This window comes from Primorskyibacter flagellatus, from assembly GCF_048268605.1.
GTDB lineage: Bacteria > Pseudomonadota > Alphaproteobacteria > Rhodobacterales > Rhodobacteraceae > Primorskyibacter > Primorskyibacter flagellatus.
The window spans coordinates 90,737-102,965 of record NZ_JBLWVF010000013.1; the positions used below are offsets into that span (position 1 = coordinate 90,737).

At 61.1% G+C, this 12,229-nt stretch carries 9 protein-coding genes; 6 read left to right on the forward strand and 3 right to left on the reverse strand.

Going from position 1 to position 12,229, the window contains the following annotated elements:
* The first annotated feature begins 98 nt into the window (after positions 1–98).
* Together dnaE and ACN0WV_RS14175 are read left to right on the forward strand one after the other, a co-directional pair.
* A complete protein-coding gene (dnaE, locus tag ACN0WV_RS14170; protein ID WP_417606639.1) occupies positions 99–3,689 on the forward strand; it encodes a DNA polymerase III subunit alpha in 3,591 nt (1,196 codons plus the stop codon).
* Between the two features lie 139 nt (positions 3,690–3,828).
* Positions 3,829–4,557 (forward strand): hypothetical protein, encoded by a 729-nt coding sequence (locus tag ACN0WV_RS14175; RefSeq protein ID WP_417606641.1) that lies wholly within the window; start codon positions 3,829–3,831, stop codon positions 4,555–4,557.
* Positions 4,558–4,584: 27 nt separating this feature from the next.
* Here the strand turns inward: ACN0WV_RS14175 and ACN0WV_RS14180 are convergent, their stop codons facing one another.
* Positions 4,585–4,791: a SlyX family protein gene (locus ACN0WV_RS14180; RefSeq protein ID WP_417606643.1), complete on the reverse strand. Its 207-nt coding sequence runs from the start codon at positions 4,789–4,791 to the stop codon at positions 4,585–4,587.
* Positions 4,792–5,037: 246 nt separating this feature from the next.
* On the opposite strand from ACN0WV_RS14180, the gene hisS reads away from it, so the two are divergent.
* Genes hisS through hisG form a run of 3 tightly spaced genes read left to right on the forward strand, consistent with a single transcriptional unit; the run spans position 5,038 to position 8,281 of the window.
* On the forward strand, positions 5,038–6,507 hold the full coding sequence (gene hisS, locus ACN0WV_RS14185) for a histidine--tRNA ligase (RefSeq protein ID WP_417606659.1): 1,470 nt from the start codon (positions 5,038–5,040) through the stop codon (positions 6,505–6,507).
* On the forward strand, positions 6,504–7,592 hold the full coding sequence (locus ACN0WV_RS14190; protein WP_417606645.1) for an ATP phosphoribosyltransferase regulatory subunit: 1,089 nt from the start codon (positions 6,504–6,506) through the stop codon (positions 7,590–7,592). The genes hisS and ACN0WV_RS14190 overlap by 4 nt, the downstream gene beginning before the upstream one ends.
* A complete protein-coding gene (hisG, locus tag ACN0WV_RS14195; protein WP_417606647.1) occupies positions 7,589–8,281 on the forward strand; it encodes an ATP phosphoribosyltransferase in 693 nt (230 codons plus the stop codon). Before ACN0WV_RS14190 ends, hisG begins: the two co-directional genes overlap by 4 nt.
* 69 nt (positions 8,282–8,350) lie before the next feature.
* On the opposite strand, the gene ACN0WV_RS14200 is transcribed toward hisG, so the two are convergent.
* Complete coding sequence (locus ACN0WV_RS14200) at positions 8,351–8,785, reverse strand: DUF1489 family protein (RefSeq protein ID WP_084353048.1); 435 nt, start codon at positions 8,783–8,785, stop codon at positions 8,351–8,353.
* A 432-nt stretch (positions 8,786–9,217) separates the two neighbouring features.
* Here ACN0WV_RS14200 and ACN0WV_RS14205 point away from each other — a divergent pair, with 432 nt between their 5' ends.
* Complete coding sequence (locus ACN0WV_RS14205) at positions 9,218–11,713, forward strand: adenosylcobalamin-dependent ribonucleoside-diphosphate reductase (RefSeq protein ID WP_417606649.1); 2,496 nt, start codon at positions 9,218–9,220, stop codon at positions 11,711–11,713.
* A gap of 361 nt (positions 11,714–12,074) precedes the next feature.
* On the opposite strand, the gene ACN0WV_RS14210 is transcribed toward ACN0WV_RS14205, so the two are convergent.
* A partial coding sequence (locus tag ACN0WV_RS14210; RefSeq protein WP_417606661.1) for an ATP-binding protein occupies positions 12,075–12,229 on the reverse strand: 155 nt, incomplete at its 5' end.

Consider the following 12,229-nt stretch of genomic DNA (forward strand, 5'->3'; position numbering starts at 1 on the left):
TTAACGAAGCGGAAAACCTGGCGCTTGGCTTTATCACAATGACAGCGGGTCTGGGATTTGGGGTTTCCGCCACGCGCGCCGCCCCATATCGTGCCCCCATGAGCAATGATCCCCGATTCATCCACCTTCGCGTCCATACCGAATACTCGCTTCTGGAGGGCGCGGTTCGGCTAAAAAAACTGCCGGAGCTGTGCAAAGCGGCAGGCATGCCCGCCGTCGCGGTGACGGACCGAAACAACCTTTTCGCGGCGCTTGAATTTTCGGTCACGGCCAGTGGGGCAGGCATCCAGCCCATCATTGGCTGTCAGGTCGATCTGCAATTCGCGACACCCGCGCCGGGCGAGCGGATGCGAGACCCGGCGCCTCTGGTTCTGCTGGCGCAGAACGAACGTGGCTACGAAAACCTGATGAAGCTCAACAGTTGCCTGTACCTGCGCGGCGACGGCTCGTTGCCGCATGTCACGCTGGAGGACCTGGGCCGCCATGCCGAAGGGCTGATCTGCCTGACAGGCGGACCGGATGGGCCGGTGGGCCTGCTTCTGCAACAGGGACATCGCCCCGCGGCGCAAGAGCTGATGCAACGGCTGCACAAGATCTTTACCGACGGGCTGTATGTGGAGCTGCAGCGCCATCCCGGCGAAGGCGGTCTGCCCGAAAAAGAGCGCCTGACCGAACGCGGCCATGTCGAGATGGCCTATGCGATGAATATCCCGCTGGTTGCCACCAATGACGTGCATTTCCCCAAACCCGAAATGTACGAGGCGCATGACGCGCTGATCTGTATCGCCGAAGGCTCTTACGTCGATCAGCAGGCACCGCGCCGCCGCCTGACCGCGCAGCATTGTTTCAAATCGCAGCAAGAAATGGTGACGCTGTTCGCGGATCTTCCCGAGGCAATTGAAAACACCGTCGAGATCGCCAAACGCTGCGCCTTCATGGCTTACAGGCGCGACCCGATCCTGCCGAAATTTGCCGATGACGAGGTCGAGGAACTGCGCCGTCAGGCCAATGCCGGGTTGCAGGCACGGCTGGCGGTGATCCCGCATGCCGCCTCGGTTGAGGAGTATCAGAAACGTCTGGATTTCGAACTTGATATCATCGAGGGCATGGGCTTTCCGGGCTATTTCCTCATCGTTGCCGACTTTATCAAATGGGGTAAGGATCACGATATTCCGGTGGGTCCGGGGCGTGGCTCCGGTGCGGGCTCGCTTGTTGCCTATGCGCTTACCGTGACGGACCTTGATCCCTTGCGATATTCGCTGCTGTTCGAACGGTTCTTGAACCCGGAACGCGTCAGCATGCCCGACTTCGACATCGATTTCTGCATGGACCGGCGTGAAGAAGTCATCCAATACGTCCAAAAGAAATACGGCCGCGACAAGGTGGGGCAGATCATCACCTTCGGCGCGCTTCTGTCCAAGGCGGCGGTGCGCGATATCGGCCGCGTCTTGCAGATGCCATACGGTCAGGTGGACCGCCTGTCCAAGATGATCCCGGTCGAGGGCGTGAAACCCGTCTCGATCGCACAGGCCCTGACCGACGAGCCGCGGCTGCGTGAAGAGGCCCGCAATGAAGAGGTCGTTGCCCGGCTTCTGGACTACGGTCAGCAGGTCGAGGGATTATTGCGCAACGCCTCGACCCACGCGGCCGGCGTTGTGATCGGCGACCGCCCGATTGACGAGCTTGTGCCGCTCTATCAGGATCCCCGGTCGGACATGCCGGCCACGCAATTCAACATGAAATGGGTCGAACAGGCGGGACTGGTGAAATTCGACTTTCTGGGGCTGAAAACACTGACGGTGATCCAGAACGCCGTCGACCTGATCCAGAAATCGGGCCGCCCCTTGCATGTGGCGGCCGACGGGACGCAGCTATATGAACCCGCCCCCGGTGCCGAAAACCAGATGAACCTCATTCCTCTGGAGGATGAAAAGACCTACAAGCTCTATGCTGCGGCCAGGACCGTCGCCGTGTTCCAGGTGGAAAGTTCCGGCATGATGTCCGCGCTGCGGCAGATGAAACCCACCTGTATCGAGGATATCGTGGCGCTGGTGGCGCTCTACCGTCCCGGCCCGATGGAGAATATCCCGACCTATTGCGATGTAAAGCACGGCCGCAAAGACCTCGAAAGCATCCATCCGTCGATCGATCACATCCTGGCGGAAACGCAGGGCATCATCGTGTACCAGGAACAGGTGATGCAGATCGCGCAGGAAATGGCGGGATACAGCCTTGGCGGCGCCGACCTGCTGCGCCGTGCGATGGGCAAGAAGATCAAGGAGGCGATGGATGCCGAGCGCCCGAAATTCGAGGCGGGGGCGGCGAAGAACGGCGTCGACAAGAAAAAGGCCAGCGAGGTGTTCGACCTGCTGGAAAAATTCGCGAATTACGGCTTCAACAAATCCCACGCAGCGGCCTATGCGGTGGTCAGCTATCAGACCGGCTGGCTGAAAGCGAACCATCCGGTTGAATTCATGGCCGGTGTGATGAATTGCGATATCCATCTGACGGAAAAGTTGGCGGTCTATGCCGAAGAGGTCCGGCGCGGACTGGATATTGCTATCGTCCCTCCCTGCGTGAACCGCTCGCAAGCGGGTTTTGACGTGGTCGATCAGCAATTGGTCTACGCGCTGGGGGCGCTCAAGAACGTCGGCGGCGATGCGATGCAGATGATCGTGAACGCGCGCTGTGGCGAGGCGGCACCTGTCCCGGGCTCGACCCGGGACCTCGCGGCAGAGGCCCCGGATCAAGTCCGGGGCGGGCAGGGCAAGCCGTTCTCGACGCTCTTCGATTTTGCACGGCGGGTGGATCTGAAACGTGTCGGGAAACGGGCGCTGGAGATGCTGGCGCGGGCCGGTGGATTTGATCAACTCGACCCCAACCGGCGTAAGGTGTTCGACAGCCTTGATGCGCTGGTTGCCTATTCGGCAGCGATCCATGAACAGAAAGCCTCGGCTCAGGTGTCGCTGTTTGGCGAGGCGGGCGAGGATTTGCCGGAACCGCGGCTGAGCCCGGTGGCCGACTGGGTCGCGTCGGAACGCTTGATGGAAGAGCAAAAGGCCATCGGCTTTTTCCTGTCAGGGCATCCGCTGGATGACTATGCAGCAGCTTTGAAGCGAAAGGGCGTCTCGACAATTGCCGATGCGCAGGCCAAGGCAGAGCAGGACGGCGCGGCCGTCGTCAGGGTGGGCGTCATGGTGTCGGGGTTTCGCGAGATGAAATCCTCGCGCGGGTCACGGTATTTCCGGATGAATATTTCTGATCCGACAGGCCAACTGGCAGGCATCGCGATGTTCGCACGCGAGGAAAAGGACCTGAACGCCGCCCGGCAGGTGTTCGAATCCACCGACAAGGTAATCGTCACGCTCGAGGCTCGGTTCAATGACGGGCAGTTCGATCCAACCATCAGGTCAGCCGCGAAGATGGACGACATGGTCATCGACGCGGGCAGCGCGGGGTTGCGGATCTTCGTGGAGGAGGCTGTCGCCATCGCGGCTGTGGCGCAGGTTCTGGAAAACGCGTCGGGCCAGATGGAACGTGCCGCGCGCGGACCCATCCAGCTGTGTCTGATGGATGCAGGGCTGCCGGGCGAGGTGGAGATTGATCTGGAGCGCCAGTTTCCGATCACGCCCGAGATCAAAGGCGCGATCAAAAGCCTGGGCGGCGTGATGGCTGTCGAGGAGCTTTAGTCCGTAGCGGGGCTGAACGACGTGGCGGCGTCCCGCGCAAGTCCTGCCCAATGACTTCGTCGTCGGGTGGGACCGCTTGCTGGTGGCAGAACCCGCGGAACTCCGCCGGTTCGCTGGACCCGGTCGGGGGCGTTACGCTATGTTTGAATTTCTGAACGGGATGGATGTTGCTTTGAGAAGACTGTTTCTTGCGATCGCGGCGACCCTGACGCTCGCAGCTTGCGCCGACCCACTGGAACAGGTGGGGCGGCTGGAAGATGTGGATATTGCCGAAGATGCCACGATGGTCGAAGCGCTGCCCGCCCCGGCGGAATCGCGGCCCGAAGGCGGTTTCTTTTCGCGGTTCTTCGAAGGCGGATCTGCCAAAGGGGCGACCCAGAGCGGCACAGTGAGTAAGGGACAGACCCTGCCATATGGCGAGGTGGGCGTGCTGTGCGGCGTGTCCGTCCGCAAACTGGGAAAGGCCATCGCCCGCCACCCGGAACGTGGCCGCGGATACACGTTGTATGACAGTGCGCCGGGATCGACGGCGCCACATAGTTTTTATGTGACCGGGTTTGGCGACCAATGCGCAAGGCAGATCACCGGGGCGCTGGTGATGTTCGGATCGCCTTCGATGCACGAGCAGCTGCGCTATGGATTGCCCGCGGAATCTCAACCCGTCTCGGCCACGGACGAGGCGTATGAGACGCTCAAACGCAGGGTGTGTGGTGCGGCGCGCGGCAAACCTTGTGGCAGAGGGATCGCGCGGATGGAGAAGAACACCGTCTTCGTCACGATCTACGAGAATTTCGCCAGCAACCCCCGCTGGGCCGAACTGCTTCTGCATGATGGAGAGCTGCTGGCGCAGGGAATGAAAGGCCGCTGAGCCTCGTCCGTCTCAATCATGTCCGCCTCAGTAATGTGGCGGACGTTCATCCCCCAACACGACACCGCCGGTGCCTTCGGCCTCGCGCCCGGCTTCGCGCTGCATCAGCATTTCGACCCGCCGGGTCAGCGTGGCGATTTCCGTATCCTGACGGGCCACGACCTCAGACAGATCGTCGAGGGCGCGCATCATATGGGCGAGCTTTTCCTGAAGGGTCTCGATTTCCGTGGCCATGGGGGATCCTTTCGTCCGTGCCATAGCGCGGGCTTGCGGCTTGTGCAATCGGCGGCGCGTGACCTCGCAGAGTGCGCGTGCCGCGCACACAGTTTACAATTTGCGTACACGCAGTTGGGGCATCCTGCCCCCGGCGCGTGCTGCGACCTCCCCCGGTGGCCAAATCTCCGGACGTATCGCATTGCTTGCCCCTGTCGGAACGAGCGGCTACACGGGCGGCGCATGAGTTGGAGCCGGATGCACGCCATGGCGAAAGTGAAGAAACAACCCCGTCCCAAGGCGGTGACCCCCAAGGGGTTCCGCGACTATTTCGGTGCAGAGGTCAGTGACCGCGCCGCGATGCTGTCGAAAATTGCCGGGGTGTATCATCGCTACGGGTTCGATGCGCTGGAAAGCAGTGCGGTAGAGACCGTCGAGGCGTTGGGCAAGTTCCTGCCCGATGTGGACCGCCCGAACGAGGGCGTGTTTGCCTGGCAGGACGAGGATGACGCTTGGGTCGCGCTGCGCTATGATCTGACGGCACCGCTTGCGCGCGTCTATGCTCAGCACCGCAACGATCTGCCGCTGCCTTACCGTCGCTATGCGATGGGGCCGGTCTGGCGGAATGAAAAGCCGGGACCGGGACGGTATCGTCAGTTCTATCAGTGCGATGCGGATACGGTCGGGGCGGCTTCGGTAGCAGCGGATGCCGAGATTTGCGCGATGCTGTCGGATGTGCTGGAAGATGTGGGCATACCCCGCGGGGATTACATCGTGCGGGTCAATAACCGCAAGGTTTTGAACGGCGTGCTGGAATGCATGGGGCTTTCCGATGATGGCCAGCGTGACGCTGTTCTGCGGACCATCGACAAGTTCGATAAGGTGGGCGAGGCGGGCGTGCGCGAGCTGTTGGGCAAGGGGCGGCTGGATGCCTCTGGTGCCTATATCGATGGAGTCGGTCTGAGCGTTGAGCAGGCCGAACCAGTGTTGGCCTTTCTGACATCCAAGGGCGCAGACGCGACAGAGACCCTGACGAAATTGCGCGCGGCGATTGGGGAGTCCTTGATAGGTGCTGAAGGCGTTGATGAACTGCGGCAGATTGCCGATCTTCTGGCAGCCCAGGGCTACGGCCCCGACCGGATCGTGATTGACCCGTCCGTCGTGCGCGGGCTTGGCTATTACACCGGGCCGGTGTTCGAAGCGGAGTTGACGTTTGAAATCCTCGACGACAAGGGCCGCAAGCGGCAGTTTGGCTCTGTTGCGGGGGGCGGGCGTTATGATGACCTCGTCAAGCGCTTTACCGGGCAGGAAGTGCCTGCGACGGGCGTTTCCATCGGGGTGGACCGGCTGCTGGCGGCGCTGCGTGAAAAGGGCCGGATTCAAAGCGTTGAGTCCGGGCCGGTCGTCGTGACCGTGATGGACCGCGACCGCATGGCGGATTATCAGGCGATGGTGGCGGAACTGCGGGCGGCCGGTATCCGGGCAGAGGTCTACCTTGGCAATCCCAAGAATTTCGGCAACCAGTTGAAATACGCGGACAAGCGCAACTCGCCTGTCGCGGTGATCGAGGGCGGTGACGAGAAGGCGCAGGGCATCGTGCAGATCAAGGATCTGATCCTCGGCAAGCAGATGGCCGAGAACGCGACGTTGGAAGAGTGGAAGGAACGCCCCTCGCAATACGAGGTCGCTCGCGGCGATCTGGTGGCGAAGGTCCGCGAGATCCTGGAGCAGCAATGAGCGTCCCGTCTTCTGTGACCCGCGCCGAAGCTGCGCGGCTGCTGGCGCTTTTCGAACAGGCCGGCGCGCAGCGTGTGGATTGCGGCATTCTGCAACCCGCCGAGGTTCTGCTGGATCTTTACGGCGAGGATATTCGCGGACGGGCTTATGTCACGCAGGACCCGTCACGCGGCGAGCAGATGTTGCGGCCGGATTTCACCGTGCCGGTGGTGCAGATGCACATGACAGGCGGGGCGGAGCCCGCGCGCTATACTTACGCCGGGGAGGTGTTTCGCCGTCAGGAGGATCACCCCGAGCGTGAGAACGAATATATCCAGGTCGGCTATGAGGTGTTCGACCGTGTGGACCCGGACGCCGCCGACGCAGAGGTGTTTGCGCTGTTTCACACCGCGCTTGCGCCGTTGGGGCTGCACCCGGCGACTGGCGATATTGGCATCCTGATGGCCGCTGTCGATGGGCTGGACACCAGTGCACGGCGACGTGCCGCGCTGATGCGGCATATCTGGCGGCCCCGGCGCTTTCGGGCGCTTCTGGATCGGTTCGCGGGGCGCAGTCCCGTGCCTGCGTCGCGTACGGCGCTGCTCCGCGCCGAAGATGCGTTAGCAGATGCCGGCCCGATGATCGGACTGCGCAGCCCGGCGGAAATCTCGGCGCGTATCGAGGCGCTGCGCGAGGATGCGCAGGATCGCCCGCTGTCTGAGGCACAGGTCGCCGCGCTCGACGCGGTTTTGGCGGTGCGTGAAACCTGTCCATTTGCGCTGGAACGGTTGCGCGACATTGCAGTGGACCTGCCCGCTATTTCGGGCGCGCTGGACCGGTTTGCGCGCCGGATCGACGCGCTGGACAAACGCGGGATCGACATCGAACACCTTGATTTCGAAGCCAGCTATGGCCGTACCTCGATGGAATATTACGATGGGTTCGTCTTTGGTTTTTACGCTGCCGGACGTCCCGATCTGCCGCCGGTAGCGACCGGCGGGCGATATGACGCGCTGACCCGTAGGCTGGGAAACGGGGCCGAGATTCCGGCGGTCGGGGGCGTGATCCGGGCTGGATTGATCGAAATTCTGGGAGGCGGGCAATGACCGTCAAACTGGGTGTGCCGTCCAAGGGGCGGTTGATGGAAAAGACGTTCGACTGGTTCGGCGAGCGCGGCGTGACCTTGTCTCGCACCGGGTCGGAACGCGAATATTCCGGCAAGGTCGACGGAGTGGAAGGCGTGCAGCTGGTGCTGCTCTCGGCGGGAGAGATTCCGCGCGAACTTGCGGCGGGGCGGTTGCATCTTGGCGTGACCGGTACTGATCTTGTCCGCGAGAAGCTGGTGCAATGGGATCAGCAGGTCGAAGAGATGGCCGCGCTTGGTTTCGGGTTTGCCGATCTGATTGTCGCGGTGCCGAGTTGCTGGGTGGATGTCGATTGTCTGGATGATCTTGATGCGGCGGCCTCGGCGTTTCGGGCCGAACATGGCCACAGGCTGCGCATTGCAACAAAATATCACCGCCTCGTGCGGGACTACCTGCGCGCAGGCGGCGTGGCCGATTACCAGCTTGTCGACAGTCAGGGGGCCACCGAAGGCACGGTTAAGAACCTGACGGCAGAGGCGATTGCCGATATTACCTCGACCGGCGAGACGCTGCGTGCGAACCACCTGAAGATCCTGGGAGACGGGCCGATCCTGCGATCACAGGCGACGCTGTTTCGCAGCCGCAAGGCGCAGAAGGCCGTGGCGGAACGCGCGGCATTGAAGCAGTTGCTGGACAAGCTTGGCCTTTAGGGACAGGCAAGGGACCTTTAGTTGAATGCGCCGCATGGGCTGTTCAGCGCATGGCGCAAAACGCTGCTCTCAAAGCACGCCAATCTCGGCCAGCGCGCCCGCCAGTTCCGGCGGCAAACTGTCTTCGCAGGCGCGGCGCGCCCCCAGATCGGCGGGCGAATCTTCCGGCTGCAAATAGCGCCAGCCCTGAAAGGGGCGCTTTTGCGAGGGCGCAACACGGATGATTTCCGGGTCCAGAACGATGGCGCAGCGGCGGATGCCGTCTTCGCCGATGACCTCATCCAGTCGCAACACGCGCTGCCGACATTGCACCAGCCCCTTGATGACCCAATACAGCGATCCGCCATTGAGGATCTCTTCGCTGCGTTTTGGCCACATCCGCGTGACGTGCCGCGGTAACCCGTCGGCCGTCTGCGCACGGCGCGACGTTTGCCAGTCCGCCATGGATTCGACGCTTTCGCTGCCGACGCTGAGCTTGATGAGATTGGTGAAACGAGTCGTCATGGCGATCATTGTAGCCTGCCAGGCGGCAGCGGCAATGTCCCCGGTTCAGAAACTCTGGCACTCCCCAAAGCGTTCCGAACCGAGGATGCACCGTACAAACGCAACAGAAACAATACTGAACATGAACGCTAAGATCATGGCGCTTGGCCTTTCGACCGGGATGCGCAACCACTCACAACAACTACAACACCCTCATACGGCACTCTGCGAGTCAATAATCATGTTTGCGTGATTCTTGTCAATGCATTGGGAATGCTATAAAAAATATACTGTAAAGGCTGAAACTTCTTTCTTTTCAGAGCGTGTATTCTTCTTTGGAGGAGTCCATTTTTGCCGCGTCCTCGTGGCAAGATGGAGCGACCGGTCTGCTTGACCGCAGCACCCCGGCGGCCTAATCTGACAAGCCTTCTTCCAGTTGCCATAGGACTTGCCATGACCCGTTTCGCCGTGCCGATCTCTGAACAGATCTGGGACATGAAGTACCGGCTGAAAGAGGCTGATGGAACGCCTGTCGACCAGACGGTCGAGGATAGCTGGCGTCGCATTGCCCGCGCGCTTGCCGCGGTCGAGGACGACGCTGATCTGTGGCAGGATCGGTTCTATGGCGCGCTGGAGGATTTTCAGTTTCTACCAGCGGGCCGGATCACGGCGGGGGCGGGCACCGGGCGGGCGGTGACGCTGTTCAACTGTTTCGTGATGGGCACCGTGCCCGACAGCATGGGTGGCATCTTCGAGATGCTGAGAGAGGCCGCGCTGACCATGCAGCAGGGCGGTGGCATCGGCTATGATTTCTCGACCATCCGGCCGCGTGGGGCAGATGTGAAAGGCGTGGCCGCCGATGCGTCTGGTCCGCTGTCGTTCATGGATGTCTGGGATGCGATGTGCCGCACGATCATGTCGGCGGGGTCACGCCGTGGCGCGATGATGGCGACAATGCGCTGCGACCACCCCGATGTTGAGGATTTCATCAGCGCCAAGTCTGACAGCGCGCGCCTGCGGATGTTCAACCTGTCGGTGCTGGTCACGGATGCCTTCATGGACGCGGTGAAATCCGACGGCAGTTGGGATCTGCAATTCGACGGCAAGATCTATCACACCGTCAAGGCGCGCGATCTGTGGAACCGGATCATGCGCGCAACTTATGACTACGCAGAGCCCGGCGTAATCTTCATCGACCGGATCAATCAGGCCAACAACCTCAGCTATGTGGAAACCATAGCCGCCACGAATCCCTGCGGCGAACAGCCCCTTCCGCCATATGGGGCCTGCCTGCTTGGGTCGGTCAACCTTGCCCGTCTGGTCGATCGCCCGTTCGAGACGGGCGCGCAGATCGACGAGGCGGCGCTGTCCAGACTGGTGGCCGTGGCGATCCGGATGATGGACAACACCGTGGATGCCAGCCGCTTTCCGCTGGAGCAACAGCGCCAGGAGGCGATGAACAAGCGCCGCATCGGCCTGGGGGTCACCGGGCTGGCAGACGCGCTGCTGATGTGCGGCATTCGCTACGGATCGGACGCAGCGGCACAGCAGACAGAGCGCTGGCTGCATGCCATCGCCCGCGCGGCCTATCTGGCAAGCGTCGAACTGGCGAAGGAAAAGGGCGCTTTCCCGCTGTTCGATGCCGAAAAATACCTGGCCTCCGGCACCATGCAGCAGATGGACGAGGATGTCCGTGCCGCCATCGCCGAGCACGGCATCCGCAACGCGCTGCTGACCTCGATCGCGCCCACGGGAACGATCTCGCTTTACGCGGGCAACGTGTCTTCGGGGATCGAACCGGTTTTTGCCTATGCCTATACGCGCAAAGTGTTGCAAAAGGACGGCTCGCGCACCGAGGAAGAGGTTGTCGATTACGCCGTGCAGATGTGGCGCGACAAATTCGGCGATGCAGATCTGCCCGATTATTTCGTCAACGCCCAGACGCTTGCACCGCTGGACCACGTCAAGATGCAGGCGGCAGCCCAGAAATGGGTGGACAGTTCGATTTCCAAGACGATCAACTGCCCCGAGGACATCTCGTTCGAGGCGTTCAAGGACGTCTATATGGAGGCTTTCGAGTCCGGCTGCAAAGGCTGCACCACCTACCGCCCGAACGATGTGACGGGGAGTGTGTTGAGCGTGTCGGAGGAGAGCCCTGCGATCAGAAAGGATTTCCGTGAAATTATCACCAACCTCATTGACGCGCGCGGAACAACGATGCGGCAGGTATCGCTCGAAGCAGGTTTGAGCCACGGATATTTGCATGGGATTATCAAAGACGGAAAAGATCCCACGCTAGAACGTTTGTCCAAAGTGGCAAAAGTTCTGAATGTGTCACTTGGTGAGATTGTCGGAACTGAAGCTGCGCCAGAGATCCTCGCCACCACCGACGCCGAACCGCAAACACCGCATGGCGACGTGATCTACATGTCCGAACCGCTCGACCGGCCCCAGACACTCGAAGGCGCCACCTACAAGCTGAAATGGCCCGACAGCGAGCACGCCATCTATCTGACAATCAACGATCTTATCGTCGGCGGGCGCAGGCGTCCGTTCGAGGTTTTCATCAATTCCAAGAACATGGAGCATTTCGCCTGGACCGTGGCCCTGACCCGCATGATCTCGGCCGTGTTCCGGCGCGGCGGCGACGTGTCCTTCGTCGTCGAAGAATTGAAAGCCGTCTTCGACCCGCGCGGCGGCGCATGGGTGAAGGGCAAATACATTCCCTCCATCCTGGCGGCCATCGGCGGCGTGATAGAACAACACCTCATCGCCATCGGCTTTCTTGAAGGCGAGGGCATGGGCCTGAAATCGGACCCCAAGGCCCAGGTCGTCGGCCTCGACACCCCCAAAGGCCCCGCCTGCCCATCCTGCGGCCAGTACACAATGATCATGGCCGAAGGCTGCCTGACCTGCTCATCCTGCGGACACAGCAAATGTTCTGGTTGATGCTTTAGGCAGAGTTTGTCTTTGCGGGCATAGTTATGCCAAAACCCCCAGTTTTGATTGCCATGAAACGGGATTAGTTTTGCCATAGGCGCTTAACATGCTGAATTATAAAGGTTTTGGCAGAATGTGAAATTTCGGCCAAAGCAGACCAAAAAGCGTGAACTGGCGGCGCAAAAGACATAAGGCATCAAGAAGATCGCTGTGTCATTGCATCGCACACCGAGGCGACTGGGGTGTCAATGAGCGTTCAAAACTGACCCGGTTTCAGCGATTAAATTTGACCCACCCTATGTGGCGCAAAGCCCCCAGGCGGGCCGCCCTCATATAGCGAGTCCGTCTGGGGGCTTTGCTTGCGTGACGTTTATGTTTTTCCGCGTCGCTTGCTTTGTGCGAACCGGTATGACGTGTTGCCCGTTTCGATGATGGCACAATGATGGGTTACGCGATCCAGAAGCGCGGTTGTCATTTTGGCATCGCCGAAGACCGAGACCCACTCTCCGAACTCCAGGTTGGTGG

Coding starts and splice junctions, on each gene's coding strand:
- hisS (WP_417606659.1), top strand. CDS start 5,038: ATGGCGAAAGTGAAGAAACAACCCCGTCCCAAGGCGGTGACCCCCAAG.
- ACN0WV_RS14205 (WP_417606649.1), top strand. CDS start 9,218: ATGACCCGTTTCGCCGTGCCGATCTCTGAACAGATCTGGGACATGAAG.
- ACN0WV_RS14175 (WP_417606641.1), top strand. CDS start 3,829: ATGTTTGAATTTCTGAACGGGATGGATGTTGCTTTGAGAAGACTGTTT.
- ACN0WV_RS14190 (WP_417606645.1), top strand. CDS start 6,504: ATGAGCGTCCCGTCTTCTGTGACCCGCGCCGAAGCTGCGCGGCTGCTG.
- ACN0WV_RS14180 (WP_417606643.1), bottom strand. CDS start 4,791: ATGGCCACGGAAATCGAGACCCTTCAGGAAAAGCTCGCCCATATGATG.
- ACN0WV_RS14200 (WP_084353048.1), bottom strand. CDS start 8,785: ATGACGACTCGTTTCACCAATCTCATCAAGCTCAGCGTCGGCAGCGAA.
- dnaE (WP_417606639.1), top strand. CDS start 99: ATGAGCAATGATCCCCGATTCATCCACCTTCGCGTCCATACCGAATAC.
- hisG (WP_417606647.1), top strand. CDS start 7,589: ATGACCGTCAAACTGGGTGTGCCGTCCAAGGGGCGGTTGATGGAAAAG.